The following is a 26,755-nucleotide window of genomic DNA, read 5'->3' as shown; positions in this document are numbered from 1 at the left end:
TAGCCGATTTATTGGAGGATGCGTATGCTTAAAATTCTGGTAGTGGATGATCATGCAGTAGTCAGATCGGGATTAATGAGCCTGCTGAATGGAAAGCATAGCATGGAAGTTATCGGAGAAGCTGCCGATGGAAAAGAAGGCATTCAAGCAGCCCAGTTGCTGAAGCCGGATGTCGTATTAATGGATTTAAACATGCCCCATGGCATGGATGGACTTACAGCGACAACAGAATTGAAGCGTCTGATGCCGGATTTGGCGGTGCTAGTTCTGACCATGCATGATGATGACGAATACCTGTTTAGGGCCATTCATGCCGGCGCCTCAGGGTATATATTGAAAAGTGCTCCGCACGAGGAGCTGTTGACGGCCATCCGCTCAGTGGCGTCTGGAAACGCCTATCTGTATCCTACTGCAACTAAACGGCTGATGAGTGAATATATAGAGCGTTTGAAGCATGGAGAAAATATCGGTCCTTACGAATCCCTTTCGGAACGTGAAAAGGAAGTTCTGTCTCTGATCGCCAAAGGATTTTCCAATAAAGAGATAGCTGAACAATTGATTATTAGCGTAAAAACGGTTGAATCGCATAAAAGCAATGTGATGGAGAAGCTAGGACTCAAAACGAGACCAGAGTTGGTCAAGTTTGCGGTGAAGAAAGGATTGTTGAATTTTGAGTAAGGATGTTAACAGGGAGTACCCGGAAGTCATTGGTGAAAATGTAACCGAGCTTATAGCACGCATGGATGATTATATTACGGACTCCATGTTTCAAGCTGATCTCAAACAATCTCTCAAACAGCTGTCCAATGTCAAGTTTGCCCTAGATGAATCTTCTATTGTTGCCGTCACGGATCATAAAGGGAGAATTCAATACGTGAACGATAAATTTTGCGAAATCTCCCAATATTCACGTGCTGAACTTCTCGGTCAAGACCACCGAATTATTAACTCGGGTTATCATCGGAAGGACTTCATGACCCTCTTGTGGCAAACGATCACCTCTGGCAAGGTGTGGCGCGGAGAGATCAAAAATAAAGCGAAAAGTGGTACATTCTATTGGGTGGATACGACGATTGTGCCGTTCGTAGATGAGCAAGGACAACCTTACCAGTATCTTGCGATTCGTAACGAAGTGACGCAATTAAAGCGTGTCGAAGAAGAGCTGCAGCTTATGATGTCGCAGGTCATGCAAATTCAGGAGGAAGAACGAAGGAAATTTTCACGTGAGCTGCATGATGGCATCGGACAGAGTCTGTTCTCACTGTTGATACAGATGGATAGAGTGATCGGTGAAAGTGAGCAGTCTGAAATAGCCGGGCTTCGGCAGGTTGTTTCGGGAATCATTGAAGAAGTTCGTAATTTGGCGTGGGAAATCCGTCCTTCTGTTCTGGATGATTTAGGTGTAGTGCCGGCCATTCGAACCTATATAGAAAATTACACGGGGCATTACGGCATACGTGTCTTACTTGAAAGCAATTTGCGTAAGCGATTGGGAGCTTTGGAGGAAACGACCATATACCGAGTAATACAGGAGGCTCTTACCAACGTAGCCAAATATGCCGATGTATCAGAAGCTAGCGTGTTCGTTCTTGATAAGGACTCGTTTGTTGAAGTGCGCATCGAAGATCGGGGAAAAGGTTTTGTACGCAGTGGCGGCTCCAAAGGAGTGGGGTTGTTCAGTATGGAGGAAAGAGCCAAAAGCATTGGCGGTGGAATCACTATTCATTCTGAATTAGAAAAAGGGACGACAATCACCTTGATTGTTCCGAAAAGGTGAATTATACATCCCTGTGGAGATGCCTTTCGGAATGAATTGTAAAGCGGCAGAGTGAATGCAGAAACGCAGCCCCATCCGCTCAGGTTCGTCATTGAACACATCTCCGTATTAGGTTCTCTAGATTCTTAAGAAGCTAATTCCATACCTTTCTGCATTTTTCTTAGGAAGTAGTAGGAAAGAAGAACAAACAATAAGACTACGACAGACTTAATACTTCCCATAGGATTTCCGACAGCGTTTTCTGACCAAAATGCGGCAATACAATCAATAGTAAAGCCGGCATATGCCCATTCTTTGAGCCTATTGAATTTTGGAACAAGAAGAACAATGATACCTATGAGTTTGGCTACTCCAAGAATAGTCAGAAAGTAGGTTACACTTTGATTTTAGCAAGAACAAAACGTAAGCAAATCTGGGAAAAGTCATGTGTTCACAAAGAAAAAGGCAGAACGTTTGATCGCTAAAGCATGATTAATCTCATACTCTATGCCAAAAGTCATGCCTTGTCATTATATTTGATGACGAACGGAGAATACGGCTGCTTGTGTTCGGTCACGCAATCCTAGCTTTGCTATAAGATTCGAAACGTGATTTTTCACTGTACCTTCCGTGATAATAAGTAAGCCCGCAATCTCTTTATTATTTAATCCTTGACCCAATAAAGCAAGAACCTCTTTCTCGCGCTCGGTCAGTTGGCTGATCTGGGCAGGCTCATTACTATGTAAAGGATGAGCGTTATCCGGGTGCCATTCCGACATTTTTTTCAACTCGTTAAGCAGCGTTGTCGTTATATCTGGTTGAAGTACAGTCCCCCCATTGTATACCGTTTGAATTGCACTTACGATCGCTTCAGAGGGCATATCCTTCAACAAATAGCCATGGACGCCTTTTTCCAAAACTTTCAGAATTAACTCCGCGTCATCGAAGGTGGTCAGAATCAGTACCTTCGTCTCTGGTAAAGCCCTAAGAATCAATTCCGTTCCTTCCACGCCATCCATGCCAGGCATTCGGATATCCATCAACACAACATCTGGCCGCCATTCGAGAGCTTTGGTATAGGCATCTCTCCCATCCACCGCTGTTCCTACGACTTCCATGCCCTGTTCCAACCCGATGATGGTCGCAAGTCCCTCTCTCATGAGCCTCTGGTCGTCTACTATGAGGATTTTCAATGATTTACACGCTCCATTTCCGTGAATGGATAAGGGAATTGCACTTCGACAGCAAAACCCTCTTGCTGATCCAAGCTAAAATGCACCTGTCCGTTCCACTCCTCGACTCTTTCTTGCAAATTGATTAAACCAAACCCCGGCTTCAGGTCAGCAGGGACCTCACCGTCATTACGTATGCACAGAGAAAAATCACTCTCCGAATAGGTTAACAAGATTTTCGCATTCTTCGCATGGCCGTGTTTATGAGCATTCGTCAGTGACTCCTGTACGATTCGATAAGCCGTTAATTGAAGGTCACCTGGCAGTGGGACGGTTATCCCCTTTACTTCAAAAGTGGTTTGAACCTCGGCAAATTTGGTAAACTCCTCCGTAAGCTTCCCAAGACTATCATTTAAGGAAGTGGACGTAACAGGTTCATCTCGAATAGCCCTTACCGAAAGCCGGACCTCGTGCAAAGATGATCTTATTAAATCTTCACATTCTAGATAGGTTTGTTCACTGCGTAAAGGATCCAAACTGCTTAGCTTGCGAGCCGCTTGCATTTGAACCAATAATGCTGTCAGCTTATGGCCTACCGTATCATGAATATCTCGTGCAATGCGCACTCTTTCCCTAGTCGCTGCCCACTCCTCAGCTTTGAGAGCGTAGTCCTGAAGTCGCTCATGGGATTGCATCAATTGTGTATACAACTGCATCGTATTCCGGCGCGCGCGTTGATAAAAGTTGATTAGAGCGCTCACAATACCTGCAAAAATAATGAACGAACAGGTGATAAAGTAGCCAATTTCATCGATTCGTTTAAATAAATACCAATCAATGCTTCCCATTGTAATAATATAAACGACCAGCAGCAGTAAGCATGTGATAATCAGCATTCGGATGTTCTTTAAAAACATTAAAATCGCTAAGGCTGTAATTCCAATGAATAAATGGTTCGGGAAATTCCCACCAATATAGACATAACCATAAGAAGCGGATACCAGGAAATCTAAGATGAGGATGTGAAAAAGCCAAGTGTGTTTTTTTTGCATCTTTAGATTAAATAAATGAACTAAGAGAAAAACCACCAATGAAAAGACAACAAAACTTAGTCCCCAAAAAATCGTAATTGAATTCTTAAAATAAAAAACACCGGTTAAAGCCAAATCAAAAGCAAATTTTACGCCAAAAAACAGCCTCCATGAAAGACTTTTTCTTATTTTATCCGTTTCTTGGATCACTTTCTTCTACTCACCTCATCTTGTGTGGATCTTATTGAAGCGATTATAGCATATGCCTTGCGTGAATAGAAAAGTGTAAGATACCGTTCATAACTATAACTTTACATGATTTCATCATTATATGTTTGCATCATTTAACGTGATATTAGCGCTGTTATAGTGGATACAAACTTTCTATAGACTTGTACGCAAATATAACAAAAAAAATGAGGTGGCAAGGTTATTCTTGCCTTCTCATTTTTTGTTTTCTGTCGATTACAAAAGAAAGCCACCCGACCACTGTTAGCGGAACGTCGATGTCTTATTTCGGGAAATTTGTACATGAAATTGAATGAGAGGAACGTGAGTACTCTATTTGGTCAAAAGGAACGATTCGGAGGCGAAAAACCGCGAATAACGCATCGAGGTTCCTCTTCCTCGTGATTTCGGGGGTTTTGGTCCAAATAGCACATCGATGTTCCCCCTCAGAAAATTCTGGTAGCAAAGTAAAGGGTAGTTCTACCATCTAAGTCTATTAAGTTTGATGCCTACGATAGTCCCCTGGTGTTACGCCTGCGTGCTTCTTGAACGTTCTATTGAAATGACTTATATGATTATAGCCCACACGGGTAGCAATCTCGGTCACATTGAGGTCCGTTCCTCCTAGCAGCTCCATGGATGCCTGAATACGAATGGCAGATAAGAGTTCGATATACGATTTGCCTCGCACCAGCTTCAGCATATTGCTGAAATATGATGGAGCCATCAATGCTTTTGCGGAAACCTCTTCCAAATGGAGATCCTCATTGTAATGCGTTTCCATGTATCTAATAGCTTCATAGAAGGCTTCTCGGTGATGTGCCACCCTGTTGCGCTCATGTTGACTTTGTGTTTGTGAATAGCGTTTATACTGCCTGCCGGTAATGACGAGAAGCTTCAGCAGCTCGGCCTTGATCGCTAACCGGTAGCCTTCTTCTTGTTCATCCCATTCCGTAAGAATGACGTTCAGCAGGTTCTCGACCACGGACTGTGTAGGAGGAGGGAACGCCATTTTGGGCAAAAGATCGGATTCGGAAATAAGGGGTCTGATATAGGCGAAATCGACGAACGTCTGCATATGCGCCAGATCCTGAAAGCTTTCATTAATCGCATGGGGCATGAAATCGACCTGTATCATGACAAAATCCATCGAATCACGGGGTTCCAAGCGATGCTCTTGAAAGGGAGGGATCGAGAAGAGATCGCCTTTTGTCAAAACATACTGTTGGCCTGCCGCCCAATGAAGGCAACTGCCGGACATCATGTAGCATAGCTGTAGGTGCTCGTGAGCATGCTGAAATCGATTCATATTAAGCGGTGTTCGAACTTCGATTTTAAAAGGAAACTTCTCGTCGAGCAACTCTTTGTAAGTATAGATCGGATAATCAGACATACATGACCTCCACTAAATTCGTCCGTAACTCATTAGCTAAAGATAATGGTACACAGATTCGGGGAATTGTGCAAAAGAAACATGGAAAAGGGAAAGCGTTAGCTGAACTTCGCTGCAATAATAGAAGGAAATTAAGTTACCACCCACTAGATCTAGGAGGAAATGGGGGAAAGCAGTATGAAGCAATTGGCATTTAGCACGCTCCCCTGCGAGGGCTGGTCTTTGACCAAAATGATTGCGTTTGCCAAGGAATGCGGTTTTAGCGGAATGGAGCTGAGGGAAGGCTCCATCTGGGGCATATCCGTCGAGATGGCGCAGGATGAGCGGAAAATGGCGCTTCGGAAATTCGAGGAAGCGGGCATTCGAATCACCAATATTGGTTCAAGTGTATGTTTCACAGGCGAAAGAGGGGATGCCGAGCAATTCGATAATTTTAAAAAGGTCGTCACGCTAGCTCGTGATTTGAAGGCTGGCGGCGTGCGGATTTTCCTTGGCTACTTCAATAACCGTAGAGACAACCCGGTTCCTGCTATTCCATATCCTGAAATCGTAACCCAGATTAAGCAAGCTTGCGATCATGCGGCCTCTTATGGTGTGCAGGTATGGATCGAAACGCATAATGAATTCGCCACCGGCCGCTCGCTTCGCAAACTGCTGGATGATGTGGATAGACTGAACTGTGCGGTTATCTATGATATTATCCATCCGCTGGAAGAAGGAGAGACGCCCGTGGAGACCATTGCGTTACTTGGCTCGCAATGCGTCCATGTACATGTCAAAGACGGCGTCCCTTTTGAAGATTCGCTGGAATCGAACTGGATGTACACGAAGATTGGCGAGGGGCAGGTGCCGATTGCTTCAATTGTAGATCAGCTTGAGCAGTCGGGATACACCGGCTATTACTCCCTGGAGTGGGAAACCAAATGGCGCAGAGAGCTGCAAATTCCCGCTATGGATCCAGCGACGATTTTCCCTGAATATGTCGAGTTTATGCGCGAATTATTTCAAAGCCAAATGAAATGAGGATTAAGCCTATGAAAACATTAATTACAATCGCTGACGCTGGATTACGTGAGTTATTTTGGCAGGAGCCCACACTTAATAAGCTATCCAGTTTCTCAGAGGTTGATTTTATTACCTTGAATAAGAAATTTACAAGTGATGACTTGTCGGAACGAATTGGCCTTTATGATGCCTGCATCACTTCATGGGGTTCGCCTCGCTTTACCCCGGAAGTGCTCGCGCGCGCGGAGAGATTGAAGTTTATCGGCCATGGAGCAGGGAGTGTAGCATCAATCGTCAATGAGGATGTGTTCGCCACTTCGATTGCCGTAACATCGGCTAATAAAGTGCTCGCGCTCTCGACTGCGGAGTGTGCATGTTCACTGATGTTTGCCGGTGCGTGGGATTTAGCGGGATACAGCACTCGGCTTAAAGAGGGGCAGTGGAGCAATAACAACCGCGAAACGACTCTTGGCGTGACGCGAAGAGTGATCGGTCTGGTCGGCTACGGGGAAATCTCCAAGCAGGTGATCCGCATGCTGCGGCCTTTTAACACGACAATCTTGCTGCATTCTAGTTACTGTACGCAGGAGGAAGCGGCAACGCAGGGCGTCGAGCTCTGTGGTCTGAATGAACTGTTCGAGCGCAGCGACATCGTCTCGTTGCACAATACGTGGACACCTCGCACACAAGGGATGATCGGCACAGAACAGCTATCGCTGCTGCGTGACGGAGCGCTCTTCATTAATACAGCTCGCGGTCCTATTGTGAAAGAGCAGGCTCTCGTAGAAGAACTAAGCAAAGGCAGGATACATGCAGCCCTTGATGTTTACGATAATGAGCCAATGCCAGCCGATCATAAGTTGCAGGCAATGCCGAACGTGTTATGTTTGCCGCACATTGGCGGATTTCATGGCATATTGAAGCGCGAGCTCTGCGACTTCATCGTCGATGAGCTGTACCGGTTTGTGAAGGGGGAAGAATTGCTCGGCAGAGTGACGTTGGATCAGTACCGCAGGTTGACTCCGTGGTAGAGGCATCTCGTAGAAAAATTGTATAATGAAATGGACAATTTTGAAACGAGGAGTGTAGTGATGAACGCAATAGAAACACGGATTCATTCGTTGAAACAGTATGTGCCGGAGTTAACGGCACCAACCGATCTTGAAGATTTTTGGGATCGTGTCTCCCGGGAAGCAGCTGAATCCGTGAGATATACGATTGACCCGGTCGTCTCCCCCTTCCTACAGGCCGAGGTTTACAAAGTCGTATTGGAGGGTGCAGCAAATACGCTCGTTCACGCTTGGTATATGCTGCCTTCCGTCCAGCTGCGTCATCCACTTCCCTGTATCGTAACCTTTCACGGCTATTCCGGTTCCAAAGGTCAGCCTGAGGATCACGCTGCTTGGCTGCTTATGGGGTATGCCGTTCTCGCCATCGACGTTCGGGGGCAAGGAGGGGAGACCGGCAACGGGCTGCCGCAAGAATACGGTATGACCAAAGGGTGGATTACACAAGGGATTCTTGATCCTGAGGGTTCCTATTATCGGGCGTTAGCTATCGATGGCATGCGTGCTGTACGGTGTGCGATGGCAATGCCGGAGATAGATCCCGAGAGGGTGTTTGTTTTTGGCGGCAGTCAAGGTGGCGGTTTGGCGCTTCTTGTATCCGCCTTACAGCCTAACCTAAGGGCTGTAATCGCACATGTACCGAACATGTGCCACATGGATCTGGGGATACTGCAATCGGCCAGTTCACTCACCGAAGCTGCGGATTTCGTAACTCGCTTCCCGGACCGCCTTGACGAGGTGCTGCGGACGCTTAGTTATTTCGACATCATGAATATGGCGCATCGAATTACGCTGCCCGTGCATGTGACGGTCGGACTGAAGGACACCACCTGCTTACCCGAGGCAATCTTTGCCGCATATAATCGGATCGCATCTGTGGACAAATCGATTGAGGTTCACCCGTTCATGGGGCATGCGATGCCCCCGGGATTTCACGCAGCGGGACATGCCTTTTTCTCGCAGTGGCTTTGAGGACTGGCAAGGGGGAGCCGCAGCTGTTCAAAGTGGATCATGAGCTAAACTGTTAGGTTAGAGGCTCGCTTTTCATAAAGCTTTTAGCTAAGTTCTCGACATTTAAATCTCTTGTATTGGATTCATATTCTCTTAAAATCTGAATCCAATACTGCTCCCCCGGTTTATACGCTCTGAAAATAGCCAGTTCTTTATTTTCAATACGAACATCGTGACCGCAGTCTATTAAACATTGTTGATAATCATATACGGTAGGTTTCTGATCTTCTTCTAAGAAGATAAGCCCTCTTAAAAGTTGTATGCTATCCTTGTGGATAACTTTAAAGTGAATAATGTATTCTTTTTTCATAGATAAACACTTCCCCTAATAGGACTATTCTCAGCTATTCATAGATATATGGTAGCTGTTTTTGTTGTTGGGGGCTGTGATTTTTGTTATAGCTTACCTATGAAAAGTTGGTAAGCATAGCGAGTTGATTTAAGTGAGATGTCTGGATTTATTTGGAATAGTTAATTGACATGCGTATGCCGCCATGCTAAACTGTAACGAAATTGATTATAGATAATTAACTTCAGCATATCGTTTAGCAACCATGGGATAGACGATCTTAAGTGGGAGGAACATTCGTATGTCAACCGATTTACCGCAAGTAGAGCAACCATCCGAACCAGAGGTACCTGGTATTACGCGAGAACGGACGGTCTCCTGGTTACTCTGCATTACCATTATTCTAGTCGTTATGAACACGATGATGTTCAATTTGGCATTGCCCAAAATTGCTGTCCAATTCGCTCTCAACCCGTCGACCGCGTCTTGGGTCGTGACAGGCTACTCCATCGTATTTGCCATCTCATCGATTACTTTCAGCCGATTGTCCGATTTCGTGCCCATTCGAAGACTCTTCACGGCGGCTCTGCTGGCATTGGGCGGGGCATCCGTGATTGGCATGTTCAGCGACGGATTTGGGCTGCTGCTTATCACGAGGCTTATTCAGGCTGCTGGCGCTGGTGCCATTCCTTCGCTCGCGATCGTACTTGTCACTCGTTACATTCCAGTGTCCCGCAGGGGCATGGCCATGTCGTTCATTTTGTCAGCCGCCTCACTGGGCCTCGGGCTTGGTCCTGTCGTCGGCGGATCGATCGTTCAGTATCTGGGGTGGCATTTCCTATTTGTGATCACCGGCCTAACCCTGCTGTTGATCCCGGTTTTCCTGTTCATACTTCCCCGGGAAAAGGCGGAGCGCGGTTCGTTCGATTTCATTGGCGCCGTCCTGATCGGGATGGGGACGACGGGGTTGCTGCTCTTTCTCACATCTAAGAGCATTGCTGCACTCGTTGTGGGCGTGATTGCCCTGGCATTGTTCGCGGTGCGCATCCGCAAAGCAGCGAATCCTTTCGTCCTGCCCGCTCTATTCGGTGACAGACTGTACCTGGCTCTTGGTGCTATCGGCATTAGCGCCTACATGATCAGCTTCGCCTTCTTGTTTCTCGCCCCGCAAATGCTGGCCAGAGTCTTCGGTTTAACTCCGGCCGTATCGGGTCTTGTGCTCTTCCCAGGAGCGCTCCTTGCCATGCTGGTATCCAACCGGGTTGGCCGCCTCATCGATAGATACGGTAACGGGGCGCTCCTCCGCTACACGCCTTGGCTGCTGCTGGTTTCTACCGTATTACTCGCGCTGACGGCCGTCCATTCCTTTTATGGGCTTGCCGCCGTCTATATTCTAACGAGCATTAGCATTACTTCTATCTCCAGTGCGGTCTCCAATGAGCTATCACGGCAGTTGACCAAAGAACGGATTGGCTCTGGTATGGGCTTATTCCAGCTGCTGCAATTTTTCAGCGGGGCTTTCGCCGTAGCTGTCTCGGGAAGTGCACTCGTCTGGCAGAAGTCACTGCCAACAGAGCAGGCTTTCGACAATCTCATCTGGGGCATGGTAGGAATCGCCATATTGACCATCGTCTTTGCCTTTATTTATCGCGGTTATGCCAGAAAGCGAACGAATGCCGCAGCTGTTCTGGCTTAATATAAAAGAGGATCCCACGTGGATCCTCTTTGTGTTTATTACAACTGTTATCATTAAGCCAATGATTTCTTCTGCGGCAGTTTCTCGTCCTTCTTAGGCTTTATCGCGAATAAGCTGATCACACTGGCCAAGACACATATACCTGAAATGGTATAGAACATCGTGGCCGGTGATATTTTCAGAAGGATGGAAGCAAGAGGAGGTCCAATGGCAACCCCGATGAAGCGGGTAGAACTATAAATTGATGTGATTGTACCGCGCTGCTCCTTCTCGATCCCTCTTGTAATCATGACGTCAAGGCACGGCAACGCTGCGCCAATTCCGATTCCAGCCAGGCCAATCAAAGTAATGAGCCAATAAATTGACGTTACCATACCGCATAGAAGAATACTTCCGGATAGTAAGATCAACCCCGCGAAAATAATCCATTTCATGAGCCTCTCGTCCTTGCCAATTCCTTTACCCGTACTAAAAGAAGAGATACATAAGGCAGCAAGAGGAATAGCAAGGATACATCCTTTTATTACACCAAAAACGTTAAAATTTTCTTCTAATAAGTCTGACAAATAATATAAAGTTCCGAATATGACAAGCATACAAATACATCCGATAGCGAATATCGCATACAGCCAGCGGCCATTGTTCTTGAAAATGTATCTGATATGGGAAAGGTAGATTGCAAAAGTCACCTTATCCGCTTGTTCCGATTTCTTTTCTGGGGATTTAACTAAAAAGAATACAAGCAGCATCGAAATCAGACAGAGTATGGGAATGAACATAAAGGGCAAGAACCAGATGACCATCGCAAGAGCGGACCCTAGAATGGGGCTAACCACTTTCCCGAATGTATTCGCTGTCTCTACAAGGCCAAGACCGCTGCTGACATCATTTTCTTCTTTGAAAATATCACCAACCAATGGAATGACGATGGGAAAAGCTCCCGCCGCACCAATGCCTTGAATGAAGCGGCCAACTAAGATGATTGCATAGGATTGATCCATCCACCATGCGGCCAAACCCGCAATCAAACCACCAATACCTGTGATAATTAAGCTGGGTATAATGACAATTTTCCGACCAAATTTGTCGGATAAATAGCCGGCAATAGGGATTAAAATAATGGCCACGGCCGAGTATACCGTAATCAGCAAACTTACTTGTAGAGAAGTGATTCCTAGTTTACTCCGGATGGCTGGTAACACAGGAATTAACATGGAATTCCCCAGAGTCATGATAAGTGGTATGGATGCTATAGAGAAAAGCTGCTTTTTATTCTCGATACTCATAGCTTAGTGTACTCTACACCTCTCAATCCATCATTCATGTACATTAAATTAACCCAAGACGCGGAGCCCTATCCATCCAAGCTTCGAATTCAGAAATGGGAAATCAAGAGTATAGCCTAACCGTTATGTGGAAAAATTAAAGCGTATATGTAAAAATGGGGGGGCTTTTCAGGTGCGCAAGACAGAAAATCAGTTGTCAGTTTTCTCTTTAGGCGGAATTAATGAAATTGGTAAAAATATGTATGTAGTGCAATATGGAGATGATATCATTGTCATTGATTGCGGCTCAAAGTTTCCGGATGAAAGCTTACTCGGCATTGACTTGATCGTTCCGGATATTACTTACTTACTCGAAAATAGTGATAAAGTCCGCGCACTGATTATTACGCATGGACATGAAGATCATATCGGGGGCATTCCGTATATACGAAGACAATTGAACATGCCGATTTATGCAACTCGGCTAACGCTAGGGCTAATTGAGGGTAAGTTGAGAGAGGCTGGACTGCTTGCAGATACGAAATTTATTGAAATTGCTTCTGATTCGAGCATCGAGCTAGGACAAATCACAACGACCTTTTTCAAAACAAATCATAGTATCCCTGATTGCTTAGGCGTTGTTTTCCATACACCTGAAGGAACGGTCGTACATACGGGAGATTTCAAATTTGATTTAACCCCGGTCAACAATCAATATCCCGATATTCATAAGATGGCGGAGATTGGGAAGAATGGTATTCTGCTTCTTTTATCAGAAAGCACGAATGCCGAGCGCCCTGGCTACACACCTTCGGAAAGTCTTGTAGGTAAGCATATTGAGGATGCCTTTCATAAAGCGAAGCAAAAAGTGTTCATAGCTACCTTTGCCTCTAATGTTCATAGGCTTCAGCAAGTCGTTGATGCCGCTCAGGCAACGAATCGGAAATTAGCCTTACTTGGCCGCAGTATGGTCAATGTTGTGAGAATAGCTTCCGAGCTTGGCTATCTAACGGTCCCTGAAGGGATGCTAGTGGAAGCGGGAGAAGTCAATCGTATGGCTCCAGAACACATAGCGATCTTATGTACTGGTAGCCAAGGAGAACCGATGGCTGCACTCTCGCGATTATCCCGTTCCATTTATCGTCAGGTTGAAATTATGCGTGGAGACACCGTTATTCTATCCTCATCCCCGATTCCGGGAAATGAACGCAATGTATCGCGGACTGTCGATAATTTATTCAGCCTAGGGGCTGAAGTCATTTATGGTTCGAGCTCAGCTACAGGTATGCACGTCTCCGGGCACGGGAGCCAGGAAGAGCTGAAGTTAATGCTGACTCTGATGAAGCCGAAGTATTTTATTCCGATTCATGGCGAGTTCAGAATGCTTCATCAGCACCGGATTTTGGCTGAAGGTGTCGGCGTGGACCCGGTTAACATCTACATTTTAAATAATGGCGATGTCGTGGATATCAAGAACGAGGTGGCAACTCAGAGCCGCAAAGTATACGCGGGGAATACCCTTGTCGATGGATTAGGGGATGTTGGCAACATCGTTCTGCGTGACCGTAAACAACTGGCCGAGGATGGTATCTTGATCGTGGTTCTACTGCTTAGTAAAAGTGACGGTAAAATTTTGTCCGGTCCGGATATCATCTCCCGCGGGTTTGTCTATGTTCGAGAGTCGGAAGACCTGATGGAACAAGCCAATATGCTAGCAACAGAAACGATAAACAGACTCCAAAAAGAAAACGTGAATCAATGGAATGTGCTTAAAACGAATGTAAAAGAAGCGCTAGGAAAGCTCTTTTATGAAAAGACGGGCAGGAGACCCGTTATTCTCACCATACTCACGGAAATTTAGAAAAAACAAGGCGCGAATTAACGATGTTTTTCATCGCTATGACTCAGCATTCCCGAGGCCACCGCCTGTTTCACCCCGCCATAAGGATGTTTTTCATCCTTATGGCGGGGTTGCTCGGCCGCGGCGGCGAGATAGCGGTCCGACCTTACATTAGCTAGCGCTGCCAGCCAAGAGAACCGCCGCTAGAAACACGAGCTGCAGCAGCGTTCGAGCGAGCAGCTTAGGCGTAGGTCTTCCGCCGATGGTTAATCGTTCCCGGGCCGCCTTCACATTCGCTGGGAACATGGCTATAAGCAGCAACGCCAAGCAGATGGAAGCCACGCGGGAGGTAGCGGGCAGAAGAATGCCGACGGCTCCGGCAATTTCCAACCAGCCAGTGGCAGTAACCAGCAAATCCTTCCTCGGGAATGCGGGCGGAACCATTCGGATCAGGTCTTGTCGGTTTTTACCCCAGTGGGCGGAAGCGGTAACCAGCAGCATGATGGCCACCGCAATTTGAGTCGGAGTTTGCCAACCGTCGAAATAGGACCAGCCAAACAGACCTAGAACCTTAAATAACGTAAATGAAACAACAAGCACATAAAAAGGTATCATCGATATCCCTCCGTAAAAAGTCTATTGGCTTGAATTGGCTTGTAACATATCTCTCATAAACAACGAATAATCTTGGGTATTAAAAGAAGTCCCAGCCAGTGGAATCGAGGAGCGCAAGCGTAAACCGAGCGAGAGCAGAACGAACATTTCCGCTGTCTTATCCGTATCCACTGATTTCGGAATGACCCCGTGTTCTTGGCCAGTCATTATCCACTGCTTGGATACATGCACAGACCGCTCATAATACTGCTTGAGCACATCTGAGACCATAGGCTGATCCTCTTTTCCTAGTAGATACATCAGCACCTTGTTCGTTACGTCCTGACCATCTTCCAGAGCCGATAAACTTTCTGTGATCTTCTGCATGGGATGATCGAATGTTGGGCGGTCTTGCTCCACTTCGTCCATAAAGCGTTTGTTGGTCTCTTCTAGCCGTTCTTGCAGCACCCAAGCAAAGATCTCGTCTTTACTCTTCACGTAATGAAAGATAGCTCCCTTAGACAATCCTGATTTCTCCATGATGTCTTTCATTGTGATTGAGTGACACCCTTTTTCCCGTATCAGCTCTTTGGTTGAATTAAGCAGCAGCTTCGTTGTTTGCTGCCTGCGTTCCTCTTGTTTCAAAGTCATCCCTCCGAGTATGTTTGTAACCTAATACGTTAAATATCCCAATAAACATATTATATATACCGACCATCGGTTTGTAAATAGGTTTGAATCATTATTAGACGACAAATAAGCGCATGCCGCCCAAATGGCGCATGCGCTTGTTTATGTGCCATATCTAGACAGGCAGCAGAAGCACTTTGCCCGAAGTCATATTTGCCGTATACTGCTTGATGGCATCAACGGTTTGACTCATCGGGAAGTTTTGGCTGATCTCCGTTTGGATATGCGATCCGATTGTTTTTTTCATCGAGCCCTGCAGGGCGAGAAGTTCAAAAATAGATTGCGTTTTCACCCAATCGGATGCCCAGAATCCGGCGATACGTTTCCGGCGAAAAACAAGATCATCGGCGTTGATCGTTGTCGTTTTTCCACCCAGAAGGCCGTATTGGAAAATGATTGCTCCATCAGGGAGTGCCGATAGCACGAGGCCCGTTAAGTCGCCTCCTACGGCATCAAAGCATACGGTAGCTCCTAGCTCATGGGACTTACGCTTTAAGTCCTCCGCGAAGGTAGCTGAGCTGCTGTTGACGATATGCTGTCCGCCTATTTCTCTCAGCAGCTGTTCATGTTCTTCCTTGCGAACAACACTAATTACAGGAATACCATGCTCTTTGCCAAGCTTCACTAGAATTCTGCCAAGTGCGCTGGCACCGGCTGTTTGAACGATGGCTTTGGATTTATGCTGCTTGGCTATCTTCACCATGGCCATGGCACTCGCCGGATTGACGAAGAAGACAGCACCCTGCTCATCGGATACATGATCTGGCAGCACCATGCAGGTCATAGCACTCGCTTTGGTATAGGGGGCCCAGGAGCCGTAAACCTCGGATACGAAGGCGACACGCTTCCCTTTTAACATCCGTGCTACAAGGCTGCTGCCTGTTGCGATAACCGTACCGCATCCTTCCATTCCGCCAACCGAAGGCAGTTCTCGTTGTATGCCATAATGACCGTGCAGAAATAATAAGTCGGCGGGATTAATTGAGGCAGCATGTACTTTAATCAGCACTTCATCGCTGTTTATTTCTGGGATAGCAGTCTCGCCAAATTCAATACCTGAAATCCCTCCATACTCTTTGATCATTACGGCATTCATTATCTTCGTCATGCGAGTAAACCCACCTTATCTATTTGCGTATAATGTTCTCTAATGATTATATATGACGGCTGTAAAAGTGGGAATATTTATAACTGTCTGATAAATCCATGAGCGATATTGAGATCCGAGGGCAAGAATTTGGTAGCGCCTGATTTGATCAAACCAGCAAGAACGACACAATTAGAGGCAATGGCCCCGCGCATCCATTTGGGATCGAAGGGAGAGTTGGCTTCTAAGGTTTGGAGGTCCTGCGCTGCCAATTGTCTAGTTAGTTGGGTGAAATCATTTCGATGGCAATACAGATCATCCTCAAGCTCGATCTGGAAATGACGCAAATATGTTTTCTCACCGCCTGTATACGCAAACTGCTCCAAGGATGCCGGTAATCGGCAGGAGAGCCATTTGATACAAGTGGCAATCTGTCTTTGATCTGGAGGTCCGAGTAAGTTGAATTGTTGGTTAAGATCCGAGATGCCGAATGGAATCAGATAAGGAGCTTCGCTTTCACTCGTGATAATTTGGATGCTCCCTCCCCCGGCATTGATCACATCAAGGTCACTGGGGATATCTGATTCGGCTATAGCTTTCTTCAGCAGGTCAGCCTCCTCTTTCTGGCTGATGGTTCTGTAAGCAATCCTTAAATTCCTACAAACTTCCTGCATATGTTCGGACAAAAGAGGTGATCTTCGCATCGCTTCGGTACCGATAGCTTCGATATCTCCTTGGCCAAGGCCTTTGATAAAGGAGCCCTGCGTAGAAAGCAAAGACTTTAAAGTACCTTCAATAGACGGCAGATCTACCCCGCTCTCCAGAAGCTCCCAGGTTAGAACATCCACTTGTTCAATACGATCGTTTGATTTCCTGAACACTTTGGCACTATGACTGCCCAAATCCAAAATTAATTTATTACTGTGCATAAGATCTCACCCATTTGTTCCATAGTTTGGTTATCCCCTAGCGTGGTCTCAGAAGTCCAATACTAAAGGATCAATGATTTCTATGTCAACCAATTTTTGCTAAAAATTAGTAAAAGTTTGTATGAAGATCTAGTTTCAACAAATTGCCTTGTTTTACGACACAGAAGGAATGAAATCAGAGGGAGTAGGGGTATATGATGCAAGGATTTGCAGCTTAAGTTGAACTCTTGAAAGAAGTTGTTTGTGAAGGTTGACACGAAGCTAGATAAGCACATAATTTAATCTGCTGATAGGTGTACTAAATCGGAATCCGTCGCCCTATATGCTCACTTGAGGTGCCAGATGAATGCGTCCCTATTTGAAATCACGATAGCCCATCTACCTTTACATACCTATTGAACGACTCCAAAATCGAATTTTGGAGGTATGCCTACCCAAGCCTCTCTAATATGTTCATCAAAAAAGATCCGCTCTACTAGCCACTTTCAGCGCAAATAGAAGCTCCCAAAGACTCTTATTTCTCTGAGTAGCTACCTTTTCACCCTATCAACGACCAATAAGAGCCTCTAAAGGCTCTTATTCCGCTCTACTAGCCACTTTCTGCGCAAATAGAAGCTCCCAAAGGCTCTTATTTGCCTAAGTAGCTAGCTTTCCCTTATACGACAAATGAATAAAGGGCTGCCCTCAAGTCAAATTGACCCCTTGGGACAGCCCCTTCTTTACATGACAAATTTATAGCCTACGCCCCACACGGTTTTTATGTATTTCGGTTCTTTGGGATTGACTTCAATTTTTCTGCGCAAATTCGTAATATGAACATCAATGGCGCGGTCGTTTATGTAGGAATCGAAACCACGTAATGCATTTATGAGATCTTCTCGGCGGTAAACGCGTTCGGGATGCTCGTACAGCAGCCGGATAAGCTCGAATTCGGAGAACGTCATTTCGATGGATTCGCCTCGGACGTAAAGCGTTCTTTTTTCCAAATTAATGTTTAAATCCGTGGCTGGTACGGTAACTTCATGATCTTCCTGAAGTTTTGGCGTCTCGGGAGGGTGTCCTAGTTTGAAACGACGTAATAGAGCTTGTATTCTGGCTTTCATCTCATGCATGCTGAATGGTTTGCATAAGTAATCATCAGCACCTACGGTGAATGCTTCAATCTTTTCGCTCACTCTGGATTCGGATGAAATGATAATAATGGGCACAGGAGTTATGTTCCGCAGGGATGTACACAGCTCTGTTCCTTCAAAGTCAGGAAGATTGAGGTCGAGAAGAATGAGATCCGGTTCGAACTCACGCAATGCTGCAAGGCCTTCCTGACCGTTGTGGGACCTTAGGACTAGGAAGTCTTCCTCTTTCAGATACATACAGATCATTTCACCGATAATATCATCGTCCTCAATTAGTAGAACTCTGTCCATTAGAACCCCCCCAAACTAAGCTAAATTTTCCAATTCAAATTCGTTAAATGAACAGAGGGAATGCATGTGCTAACACTTTACTCATTAATTCTATTATACGGTGTCGAAATTTAAGAGTAAACCGCTATCATTGACATTTTAAGAGAAATTGTTAGTAAATTATTAGCGAAATTAGAAGGGAGAATTCGTACCATTTAGGTAAGTAACCTAATAAGTGGAAAGTATAATTATAGATAATGCGTATTTATTGCTTGTAAGGGTGGTGGGGGAATGGGTCTTTTGGACGGGTATGGTGTTCTAATTGTAAGTGAATCAAGTGAATTAAGATCAGAAGTAGAGTCCTTAATCGAGAAGGATACACAGTTTGTAATGACTGGTATGGCGAAGCATGGAAATACCGTACTTGACTGCATCTTGGCTAGTAAACCGGATTTGGTCATCATTGATTTAGATATGGTTAACTCAGATGGGTTACTTGCGCTTCATCTTATTATGAATCATAGTCCTATTCCTGTTGTAGTTCTTACTACGCATACACCCGAAGGTTCTATGAAGACCATTCAAGCGATGCGGTTAGGTGCAGCAGATTATTTTCATAAAGAAATGTTATCCCAGGAATTGAAAAATAAGATTGTGACCTCTTATTTTCTAGAACGATGTAAAATGGCCATTCAAAACGGGATTCAAGGCGTCTATGACTCTCCCTTCTACTCAACAGGAATTGCAGAAGCAGTTCTTTCTGCCCCCCTGACACATAGACAAGATCAGTTCCAAAGGCGCATGGACATCGAGTTTCATTTGCGAAGAGCGATTGATAATAAGGAATTTCATCTTGTGTATCAACCAGTTGTTGATGTACATTCGAATCGTATTGTAGGACTAGAGAGCCTGATTCGTTGGAATAACGCTACTTTGGGTCATGTACCTCCATCTGATTTTATCCCTGTAGCGGAAGAAAGCGGTCTAATTCATGAAATTGGAGAATGGGTACTGAAGGAAGCCTGCATGCAGAACAAGCGGTGGCAGGAGGCGGGCCTTTCCAAGGTGTTTGTAGCGGTTAATCTGTCTAGACGACAGTTCAATGATAGTCGGCTTAGCCGGATGATTCAGACGATTTTGGAGAAAACAGGCTTACAGCCCAAGTACTTGGAGCTTGAGATTACCGAAAGTATGAGTATGGAAGTTGAGCTAGCCGCAGACGCACTTCGTCAGCTGAAGAAGCTGGGTGTTCGCGTCGCTATGGATGATTTTGGGACCGGGTACAGCTCACTCGGGTATCTCAGAGATTTTCCCATTGATAAATTGAAAATTGACCAATCCTTTATTAAGGGATTGATACAAAGCCAAGTGAATGCGGTAATCGTAAACACGATGGTCACAATGGCTAGAAATTTGAATCTACTCGTTGTAGCGGAAGGGGTAGAGACAGAGGAGGAGCTTCAAGTACTGCGGGAGTGCGGCTGCAGGCTGGTCCAAGGCTATTATTTCAGCCAGCCGGTCATGGCGAAGTGTATCGAGGAAATGCTGCATCTAGAAACTAAACAAACAGGATAACGTGATTATCCTACATTCTAAGTCGATATAGGCTGGTGATTACTCTGCTTCACGCTTTGATTACCAATTTTGCTATTATAACGATTTTTGTATTATTCGTGGAACAGCTTTCCATAACGATGAAACTGAATCAGAAGCCTGCTTGGCTCTATAAGGTTTTTATTGGGCTTTCATATGGCATGTTAGTTTTTGTCCTCTTACACTTCAGTGTCCACGTTGATGATCACGTTATTATTAACTTTCGCGGAGTAGCCTTGCTTCTCTCTATGTATCTAGGAGGATTCATCTCCGTAAGTATTACATTCGTATGCTTATGGATAGGGCGCTACATTTTTGAAGGCAACATAGAAATTCCGCAGCTGATATTTGGAACGATAGCTGTCATGGGGACTAGTATTATATTTGCTAGAGCGCGTTCCTATTGGCTTAAATGGTTATATGGAGGGGCCATATTCTACCCATCCTATTATACGATGATATGGTTTGTATATCGAACACCGCTTAATGTTTTTTACAGATATATCTTCCTTCAGATGCTTTGTTTGTTTCTTGTTGCTTGTTTTCTGCGATATTTAGTCCGGGCTCGTGAGTATAAGCAGCAGGTCTATCAAGTGGAGCAGGAACTTATCGATATGCTGCGTTTTCAGGCAGGGTTTACGTTTAAACTCCATAAACATCGCGATCAATACGTTTACATCCTATTTGAAGGACAACTGGTCTATCATCTTGGTCTGAGACCTAGTCAATTCATTGGCAAACATTTGGAAGAAGTCCATGTATTAAGTGAGGAGTTTAAACAATTCGTAAAGCAGCATTATGATAAGGCTTGGGAAGGTGAACGAGTCTCGTATGAATACGATTGCAACGGTTCTACGATCCTAGTCAACCTCCAACCCATTTATAAATATGGTTCCGTCAATGAAGTGATTGGATCTGCCGTGGATGTGACCGAGCACCGTGCCGCGCAAATCAAAGCGAGAGTCAGAGATGAGCAATATCGGACGTTGGTGGAAAATTCGGAGGACTTTATTTTCAAGTTTCGACTGGACGGAAGCATCTCCTCTACGAACTACAAAATGCATCAGACCTTTCAGCTAGAGCCTGAGCAAGCAAAGGGACAGCAATTAACGGACCTGGTCCAGATGGATGATCCGGAGAAGTGGGAGCGGATATTCGTACAAACGATTGAGAGGGGGAAAACGCAGCAATTTGCGATCAATTTCCTTCTTCCGTATGGCAAACAGCATGCGTATAACGTCACTTTGTCCCCTTTATTCAATGAGGATAAAACAGAAATCACCGGCGTCACCGGCACGGTACATGATATAACCGACTTGAAGAAGCGTGAGGAAGCGGATGAGTCCAACAGGGCGAAGAGTAAGTTTCTAGCTAGGATGAGTCATGAAATACGTACGCCCCTGAACGGTATTATTGGACTTTCTTTACTTTTACAACGGACAGAATTGACGGCGATTCAGAAGGATTATTTGGACAAAATGGATTGTTCCTCGAATGTCCTGCTTGCAACGATTAACGATATTCTTGATTTCTCAAAAATCGAGGCAGGCAAAATGATCTTAGAGATGGTGGATTTCTCACTAGAACTATCACTCCAAAAGGTTGCTGATCTAGTCAGCGTATCTATAGGCAAGAAGCGAATCGAGATCATGCTGGATACTCCAGCAGATTTACCGGATATCGTTAGCGGGGATTCCTTTCGTCTAGAACAAGTACTCATTAATTTATCTAATAATGCGATTAAATTTACGAAGCAAGGCTATATCCGATTGAAGGTTCGGGTCGAGAAATATGTGGACGAAGGAGTCGTTGTTTCTTTTACAATGGAAGACTCTGGAATCGGTATTTCTAAGGAACAGCTATCACAGCTATTCTTACCGTTCTCGCAAGCGGATACATCCATTAGCCGCAGGTATGGCGGTACCGGGTTAGGACTTGTCATATGTCAGCATTTGGTGCAGTCTATGGGGGGCGTTTTGCAAGTGGATACAGTCCTCGGGGAAGGCAGCCGTTTTTATTTTAGCCTGATGTTTGGTGCAAAGGGGAATGCAGGGAAAGGGGCAAATCGGCTGCACAAGCACGCTGGGCTGCTGCAGGGGAATAACCGTGCGCTCTTAGCTGAAGATCATCCAGTTGTAGCGCAGCATATATCGGAGCTCCTAGATTCCTTTCTGTTTCATGTGGATACGGTTACTTCCTCATCCGAATTGTTTGCTTCATTGGAACATGATAGCGCGAACAAGTCTGTAAATGACTATTTATTCCTGGATATGCAAATGGATCAAATGCAGCATCCCGCCACTTGGCGTCGTGTCTTAAATTCGATAGATCGCTCAAAGACGAGAGTGATTGCGTTTACAACACTTGAAGGCAGAGAGGAAATGTCCGAATTGCCATCGGAGCTGAAAGCGGATGCAGTTATTGTTAAGCCCGTCAGCAGGCTGACATTGCAGAACAGTTTACAGGTTTTGAATCAACGCGTACTGGAGGCATTTCAAGCCTCTGAAAACAAATCCATTGAAGTAAATTACTGGTCATCTATGTCCAAAGGTAGTATTTTAGTTGCTGAGGATAATGAAATTAATCAATTGGTGATTGTTGGCCTTCTTGAACAATTAGGTTACCAAGCGGTTATTGCGCAGAATGGCTATGAAGTCCTGGAACTTGTTGATCAGCAGGAATGGAAACTGATTCTAATGGATATTCATATGCCTGAGATGGATGGTTATGAGGCAACACAGCGGCTGAGGAAGCTCAAACAGATGAATAGGATCCCGATCATTGCCCTTACGGCAGATGTCATGATGCAGGAACGACCGGAAGTTCTTAAACTGGGGCTGAATGACATCCTGATTAAACCAGTAGATGAAAAGCAGCTTTCCGATATGTTGGAGAAGTGGCTAAATCCGAGTTGGTTATTTGAAATCGAGGGAGTAGACACCACGCAAATCATGAGAAATATCGATCATAAAATACATATTCTTCAATATATGATGGAGAAATTTAAGGAGGATTACCGTAATTTCTCAGAACAATTTTTCCCATTGATCATCAATCAGGAGGATGCGACTGCACGCAGAATGGTTCATACGCTTAAAGGTATTGCAGCCAATTTCTACGCGGAGCCGTTGTTAACGGCGGTTCTGGCTTTGGAAAAAGTGATGGCAGACGGAACGAATCTGGATGTCTGTCATGAGGGGGTTATACGTATTCAGATTGAAATTGAGCGGATACTTGGCATGAAGCAAGATGACCTGCAAGCAAATTACTGGAGTCGTTAGATGACTGGTTCTAACTTTGGAAGCTGCCGCGGCAGCTTTTTCTTTTTTGAGGAGGAAAAGAATCATATAATAGGGACTTGAAGATTTGTAGTGAAAAGGCAGGTGTACGATATGAAAACAATAAAAGTTTATCATTACGATGCATTCAGTCATATTCCTAACAGGGGTAACCCTGCGGGTGTCGTATTGGAAGGTGAAACGCTTTCTGACGATGACATGCAAAAAATAGCAGAACAAGTTGGTTTTAATGAAACGGCTTTCCCGCTTAAGTCCGAAAAAGCTGATCTCCAGATTCGATTCTTTACACCTGGTCATGAAATGAACCTCTGTGGTCATGCTACAATGGCGACCATTTATGCATTGAAAACAAAAGGGTTGCTTGGAGATCAAACCGATTTGACGATTGAAACAAAAGCAGGCGTATTATCGATTAGATTGGACTCACAACTGAATAAAGGGATATACATAACGATGCAGCAAGCCCCTCCGCAATTCCAAGAGTTCAATGGTTCACTGAAAGATTTGGCATCTGTTATGGGGATTCAAGAAGAAGATATAGAAACCAATTTACCAACCGTGTATGGAAGTACGGGCATATGGACGTTGTTAGTCCCGATAAAAACCCTTAGTACTTTCAAGGCAATGAAACCGAATAATAAGCAATTCCCAGAGGTGTTAAAAGAAATGCCAAAGGCATCGGTACATCCTTTCTGCTTAGAAACATACGATGTGAATGCGCACATGCATGCTCGTCATTTTTCATCTCCTTATTCCGGTACGATTGAGGACCCGGTAACTGGCACCGCTTCTGGTGTAATGGGGGCTTATTATGCCCAATATATGAACAAGGAAGCTGACTCTCCACTAAATCTTTTGATTGAGCAAGGCCATGAAATGGGCAAGGATGGCAGAATTCACGTCACGGTAACACCAAACAATGATCAATATGACATAGAGATTAAGGGTACTGCTGTTCATGTTAAAGATTTCGAGGTCTCCATATAATGCGGGCGGCTTACGGATATATCACTGGAATGAAATACGCTCCTTTGAGTAACAATAACGCGAAGCGCATTTAGTGAGATAACGGAGGGATTTCTTTGGATCAAAATGAATTGCATAAGAAGCTTGGACGTCCAGTTAGCTGGGCCATAACCTCGAATCCGGAAGAGAACGAGGATAACGCTATCTCGAATAATGTGGACAAGACCGATGAAGAAGTTCCGTCTAACTATCAGGCGATGGGTGAAAGCTATAGCGATACGACTAATTTTGAAGTTAACAAAGAGCCCGGCAGATTGAATTAAAATGAAAAATAGGTGAGCCATGTTGAGAGTTTTCAATGTGGCTTTTTTTATTGCTAACTATTAATTACGCCTTATAATTAGGGGGAATATGGATGGAATGCACATTTATCCAAACAAGTACTTTTAAGTGAGCTACCGAACAAGAAAGGGACTGCATTGTAAAAAAATATGTTATCTCAACTTGTATACTCCTCCTAATTTTTTCTGGAGTTGCACTGCGTAAAGATTTCACTTTGTTCATTAAAAACATCGAAAAGGAATTTTATTATCACTCGTCAAAATTGACGGAAAATATAAGTGTCATATTAGCCTACAGAGGAGTAACGAGCAATTCGGATAGATATATCAAGTTTATAGAACATGTTCAAGAAGGGAAAAGTGATTCATTCACCAGAATTTGGTTTGATGATATGAAAGATATTAATAATTTCAGCACCTTTCATTTTAACGGCAAAGTGATTACATATGTACAAAATATTACGTATCTTGGTGAAACATCAACAGCCTTATATTCTTGTAAAGGGATAGAAGGTATAAAAGTAGAGCGAAACACGGTTTATTCTTTTACAGGGTGTACCAGTCAGGAGAAAGATAAAGAGATCTTTAATATGGAGATATTTTGGATTCCTAACTAATAATGTAGAACAGTATTCAAGCATGGCGATATGGTTCAGGGTTTTCAATCACCTAAACAACTTGAGCAATTTCCAAAGTGGTATCAGAATCCTCGAAGAATTTACGCTACGATTTCTGTGCTCGTTTTCGCCTCGTTTATCATCTATCAAATTGTCCAAAATATTGTTGCGATAGGGAAAAATGGTAACTTTCATGCAGGACTTACGTCTAATTATCGAAAGGAGATGATTAATTTGACCAAATGGTTAACCTTGCTGCTGGCAGCAGCCATAGTTGTACTATCCGCGCCGCAGCTCTCTAAGGCAGAAAAGGAGCTCGCTGCGCCAAGTGCTATGCCTTATGTAACCTTGTTGGACGAGTTTACGTTATATGCAAGTAAGGAAACAAGATCGGATGAGGTTATCGGCTCACTGAGTGCCTTCCAGTCTGTCCACCTAGCTCCGATCGAGAGCAGTATGCTGCTGGGAATCACTCGTATGGATAAAGTGCCGGTTATGACATGGCTTGGTGAGGCATGGATTAACTTGAAGGAAGGCGCGTACAAATACGGACAAATGGAGCTTCAGGAGCAAACGCTGACTTTACTTGAACAGGAAACTGATCTGTATGACTCAGCGTCAACAATGAAAATCACCGATTACAAACTCTCTCCTCAAACGGTTCAGGCGATTGCCTCAATCTCTGTGTGCGACCCTTACACGCCGTGCTACTCTAATGATAAGTGGTATTTAATCAAAACCTCGTGGCTCGGAGACAAGTGGGTTCGCCCGTATCATTATGCTGAAAAATACAAAGGTTCCCCGGTCGAAGGAATGATATCGATTGAGCAGGAGACTGAGGTTTATATGCTGCCTTTTGAGAAGCCCTTGTCTGACGAGCCAAAACTGACCCCTCAGATAGTAAAGCCTATTGAGAAGTATATGCAGCAAGCGCGAATGGTCCCTCCAAGCGTCTGGTATAAGGTCGATACATCTAAAGGACTAAGATGGATACACGCAGATGATTCCCATGGACTTGGATTTGAGGGTGTAGAGAAGGTCGACCTTAAACTCGACATTCCTGTCCCATTTCACTATTACAGATTACCATTCCCTTATAGCGTCGAGTTACCTGGGCTTCAGAAGCCGCAAACCGTTCATGCAATTGGAAAAATAGAGGGTTGGTACTTTGTCGTAGAGGACGGTTCTGGTAAGTGGATTAACCTGACCAAGGAAATCTCTTCCCGGTTCACCGGTGACTTCGATAACGATGCCAAATTCGGGGTAAAGCTGAGTGATGTTAGTCTTGAACTGACGGCGGCATCCATTGCACTGGATACACCATATATGGATGCTTCATTGACTATGCAGGAGCTCACTTTCACACCACAAACCGTCACCGCTTTACGAGAATGGAAGTCTCCAAACGGGGAGTTGTGGTATTACATTCATACTTGGCAGGGAGCCAAATGGGTGCGTCCGTAACGAGAACGGGTTGGATCAT

24 protein-coding genes are annotated in these 26,755 nt (G+C 44.8%); 12 read left to right on the top strand and 12 right to left on the bottom strand.

Annotated elements, in window-relative coordinates; all coding sequences use genetic code 11:
* The first annotated feature begins 24 nt into the window (after positions 1 to 24).
* Positions 25 to 678, top strand: a complete 654-nt coding sequence (locus AC58U0_RS02850; protein ID WP_057303965.1) for a response regulator transcription factor — start codon at positions 25 to 27, stop codon at positions 676 to 678.
* Complete coding sequence (locus tag AC58U0_RS02845) at positions 671 to 1,777, top strand: PAS domain-containing sensor histidine kinase (protein ID WP_497377542.1); 1,107 nt, start codon at positions 671 to 673, stop codon at positions 1,775 to 1,777. Before AC58U0_RS02850 ends, AC58U0_RS02845 begins: the two co-directional genes overlap by 8 nt.
* Here the strand turns inward: AC58U0_RS02845 and AC58U0_RS02840 are convergent.
* The 5 genes from AC58U0_RS02840 to AC58U0_RS02820 all read right to left on the bottom strand — a co-directional run bounded on the left by AC58U0_RS02840 (position 1,733) and on the right by AC58U0_RS02820 (position 5,580).
* Positions 1,733 to 1,876 (bottom strand): hypothetical protein, encoded by a 144-nt coding sequence (locus tag AC58U0_RS02840; RefSeq protein WP_497377540.1) that lies wholly within the window; start codon positions 1,874 to 1,876, stop codon positions 1,733 to 1,735. The genes AC58U0_RS02845 and AC58U0_RS02840 overlap by 45 nt on opposite strands.
* Positions 1,877 to 1,902: 26 nt before the next feature.
* A complete protein-coding gene (locus AC58U0_RS02835) occupies positions 1,903 to 2,136 on the bottom strand; it encodes a DoxX family protein (RefSeq protein ID WP_497377680.1) in 234 nt (77 codons plus the stop codon).
* 150 nt (positions 2,137 to 2,286) lie between these two features.
* Entirely contained in the window at positions 2,287 to 2,949 is a 663-nt protein-coding gene (locus AC58U0_RS02830) for a response regulator (RefSeq protein ID WP_497377539.1), read from the bottom strand.
* Positions 2,946 to 3,824: a sensor histidine kinase gene (locus AC58U0_RS02825; protein WP_497377538.1), complete on the bottom strand. Its 879-nt coding sequence runs from the start codon at positions 3,822 to 3,824 to the stop codon at positions 2,946 to 2,948. The genes AC58U0_RS02830 and AC58U0_RS02825 overlap by 4 nt, the downstream gene beginning before the upstream one ends.
* Before the next feature lie 859 nt (positions 3,825 to 4,683).
* Entirely contained in the window at positions 4,684 to 5,580 is an 897-nt protein-coding gene (locus AC58U0_RS02820) for a helix-turn-helix transcriptional regulator (RefSeq protein WP_497377537.1), read from the bottom strand.
* 177 nt (positions 5,581 to 5,757) lie between these two features.
* On the opposite strand from AC58U0_RS02820, the gene AC58U0_RS02815 reads away from it, so the two are divergent.
* The 3 genes from AC58U0_RS02815 to AC58U0_RS02805 are packed head-to-tail and all read left to right on the top strand — an operon-like array spanning position 5,758 to position 8,624.
* Positions 5,758 to 6,603, top strand: coding sequence for a sugar phosphate isomerase/epimerase family protein (locus tag AC58U0_RS02815; RefSeq protein WP_497377536.1), 846 nt, complete (start codon positions 5,758 to 5,760; stop codon positions 6,601 to 6,603).
* A gap of 11 nt (positions 6,604 to 6,614) precedes the next feature.
* Complete coding sequence (locus AC58U0_RS02810) at positions 6,615 to 7,616, top strand: hydroxyacid dehydrogenase (protein ID WP_497377535.1); 1,002 nt, start codon at positions 6,615 to 6,617, stop codon at positions 7,614 to 7,616.
* A gap of 60 nt (positions 7,617 to 7,676) precedes the next feature.
* Positions 7,677 to 8,624 (top strand): acetylxylan esterase, encoded by a 948-nt coding sequence (locus AC58U0_RS02805; protein WP_497377534.1) that lies wholly within the window; start codon positions 7,677 to 7,679, stop codon positions 8,622 to 8,624.
* A gap of 52 nt (positions 8,625 to 8,676) precedes the next feature.
* Here the strand turns inward: AC58U0_RS02805 and AC58U0_RS02800 are convergent, their stop codons facing one another.
* Positions 8,677 to 8,973: a hypothetical protein gene (locus AC58U0_RS02800; protein WP_497377532.1), complete on the bottom strand. Its 297-nt coding sequence runs from the start codon at positions 8,971 to 8,973 to the stop codon at positions 8,677 to 8,679.
* Positions 8,974 to 9,253: 280 nt separating this feature from the next.
* Between AC58U0_RS02800 and AC58U0_RS02795 the strand changes: the two genes are divergently transcribed.
* Entirely contained in the window at positions 9,254 to 10,648 is a 1,395-nt protein-coding gene (locus AC58U0_RS02795) for an MFS transporter (RefSeq protein WP_497377531.1), read from the top strand.
* Between the two features lie 53 nt (positions 10,649 to 10,701).
* On the opposite strand, the gene bcbE is transcribed toward AC58U0_RS02795, so the two are convergent.
* On the bottom strand, positions 10,702 to 11,934 hold the full coding sequence (gene bcbE, locus AC58U0_RS02790; RefSeq protein WP_497377530.1) for a bacillibactin exporter BcbE: 1,233 nt from the start codon (positions 11,932 to 11,934) through the stop codon (positions 10,702 to 10,704).
* 172 nt (positions 11,935 to 12,106) lie between these two features.
* Between bcbE and AC58U0_RS02785 the strand changes: the two genes are divergently transcribed.
* A complete protein-coding gene (locus tag AC58U0_RS02785; RefSeq protein ID WP_497377528.1) occupies positions 12,107 to 13,774 on the top strand; it encodes a ribonuclease J in 1,668 nt (555 codons plus the stop codon).
* A gap of 150 nt (positions 13,775 to 13,924) precedes the next feature.
* Here AC58U0_RS02785 and AC58U0_RS02780 read toward each other — a convergent pair whose 3' ends face one another.
* The 5 genes from AC58U0_RS02780 to AC58U0_RS02760 form a co-directional block, all read right to left on the bottom strand.
* Positions 13,925 to 14,368, bottom strand: coding sequence for a DoxX family protein (locus tag AC58U0_RS02780; protein ID WP_497377527.1), 444 nt, complete (start codon positions 14,366 to 14,368; stop codon positions 13,925 to 13,927).
* A gap of 21 nt (positions 14,369 to 14,389) precedes the next feature.
* Positions 14,390 to 14,992 carry a TetR/AcrR family transcriptional regulator gene (locus AC58U0_RS02775; RefSeq protein ID WP_497377526.1) on the bottom strand — a complete coding sequence of 201 codons (603 nt, stop codon included), beginning with the start codon at positions 14,990 to 14,992 and terminating at the stop codon, positions 14,390 to 14,392.
* Between the two features lie 160 nt (positions 14,993 to 15,152).
* Complete coding sequence (locus tag AC58U0_RS02770; RefSeq protein WP_497377525.1) at positions 15,153 to 16,145, bottom strand: zinc-binding dehydrogenase; 993 nt, start codon at positions 16,143 to 16,145, stop codon at positions 15,153 to 15,155.
* Positions 16,146 to 16,222: 77 nt separating this feature from the next.
* Entirely contained in the window at positions 16,223 to 17,053 is an 831-nt protein-coding gene (locus tag AC58U0_RS02765; protein ID WP_497377524.1) for a Ppx/GppA phosphatase family protein, read from the bottom strand.
* A 719-nt stretch (positions 17,054 to 17,772) separates the two neighbouring features.
* Positions 17,773 to 18,477, bottom strand: coding sequence for a response regulator transcription factor (locus tag AC58U0_RS02760; RefSeq protein ID WP_497377523.1), 705 nt, complete (start codon positions 18,475 to 18,477; stop codon positions 17,773 to 17,775).
* Positions 18,478 to 18,747: 270 nt separating this feature from the next.
* On the opposite strand from AC58U0_RS02760, the gene AC58U0_RS02755 reads away from it, so the two are divergent.
* The 5 genes from AC58U0_RS02755 (at position 18,748) to AC58U0_RS02735 (ending at position 26,736) form a co-directional block, all read left to right on the top strand.
* Positions 18,748 to 20,031 (top strand): EAL domain-containing protein, encoded by a 1,284-nt coding sequence (locus tag AC58U0_RS02755; RefSeq protein WP_497377522.1) that lies wholly within the window; start codon positions 18,748 to 18,750, stop codon positions 20,029 to 20,031.
* Between the two features lie 35 nt (positions 20,032 to 20,066).
* The gene (locus AC58U0_RS02750; RefSeq protein ID WP_497377521.1) at positions 20,067 to 23,330 is read left to right on the top strand and encodes a response regulator; all 3,264 of its coding nucleotides are present in this window, start codon (positions 20,067 to 20,069) and stop codon (positions 23,328 to 23,330) included.
* 111 nt (positions 23,331 to 23,441) lie between these two features.
* On the top strand, positions 23,442 to 24,335 hold the full coding sequence (locus tag AC58U0_RS02745) for a PhzF family phenazine biosynthesis protein (protein ID WP_497377520.1): 894 nt from the start codon (positions 23,442 to 23,444) through the stop codon (positions 24,333 to 24,335).
* Between the two features lie 95 nt (positions 24,336 to 24,430).
* A complete protein-coding gene (locus tag AC58U0_RS02740; protein ID WP_057303983.1) occupies positions 24,431 to 24,637 on the top strand; it encodes a hypothetical protein in 207 nt (68 codons plus the stop codon).
* Between the two features lie 869 nt (positions 24,638 to 25,506).
* A complete protein-coding gene (locus AC58U0_RS02735) occupies positions 25,507 to 26,736 on the top strand; it encodes a hypothetical protein (RefSeq protein WP_497377518.1) in 1,230 nt (409 codons plus the stop codon).
* The last annotated feature ends 19 nt before the right edge of the window (positions 26,737 to 26,755 follow it).

Source organism: Paenibacillus sp. J31P190, from assembly GCF_059692075.1.
Note: the sequence above shows the minus strand (reverse complement) of the source record. Positions and strands in the feature narration are given on the sequence as shown.

Coding starts and splice junctions, on each gene's coding strand:
- AC58U0_RS02745 (WP_497377520.1), top strand. CDS start 23,442: ATGAAAACAATAAAAGTTTATCATTACGATGCATTCAGTCATATTCCT.
- AC58U0_RS02765 (WP_497377524.1), bottom strand. CDS start 17,053: ATGCACAGTAATAAATTAATTTTGGATTTGGGCAGTCATAGTGCCAAA.
- AC58U0_RS02795 (WP_497377531.1), top strand. CDS start 9,254: ATGTCAACCGATTTACCGCAAGTAGAGCAACCATCCGAACCAGAGGTA.
- AC58U0_RS02815 (WP_497377536.1), top strand. CDS start 5,758: ATGAAGCAATTGGCATTTAGCACGCTCCCCTGCGAGGGCTGGTCTTTG.
- AC58U0_RS02800 (WP_497377532.1), bottom strand. CDS start 8,973: ATGAAAAAAGAATACATTATTCACTTTAAAGTTATCCACAAGGATAGC.
- AC58U0_RS02825 (WP_497377538.1), bottom strand. CDS start 3,824: ATGCTGATTATCACATGCTTACTGCTGCTGGTCGTTTATATTATTACA.
- AC58U0_RS02760 (WP_497377523.1), bottom strand. CDS start 18,477: ATGGACAGAGTTCTACTAATTGAGGACGATGATATTATCGGTGAAATG.
- AC58U0_RS02780 (WP_497377527.1), bottom strand. CDS start 14,368: ATGATACCTTTTTATGTGCTTGTTGTTTCATTTACGTTATTTAAGGTT.
- AC58U0_RS02850 (WP_057303965.1), top strand. CDS start 25: ATGCTTAAAATTCTGGTAGTGGATGATCATGCAGTAGTCAGATCGGGA.
- AC58U0_RS02805 (WP_497377534.1), top strand. CDS start 7,677: ATGAACGCAATAGAAACACGGATTCATTCGTTGAAACAGTATGTGCCG.
- AC58U0_RS02755 (WP_497377522.1), top strand. CDS start 18,748: ATGGGTCTTTTGGACGGGTATGGTGTTCTAATTGTAAGTGAATCAAGT.
- AC58U0_RS02810 (WP_497377535.1), top strand. CDS start 6,615: ATGAAAACATTAATTACAATCGCTGACGCTGGATTACGTGAGTTATTT.
- AC58U0_RS02820 (WP_497377537.1), bottom strand. CDS start 5,580: ATGTCTGATTATCCGATCTATACTTACAAAGAGTTGCTCGACGAGAAG.
- AC58U0_RS02770 (WP_497377525.1), bottom strand. CDS start 16,145: ATGACGAAGATAATGAATGCCGTAATGATCAAAGAGTATGGAGGGATT.
- bcbE (WP_497377530.1), bottom strand. CDS start 11,934: ATGAGTATCGAGAATAAAAAGCAGCTTTTCTCTATAGCATCCATACCA.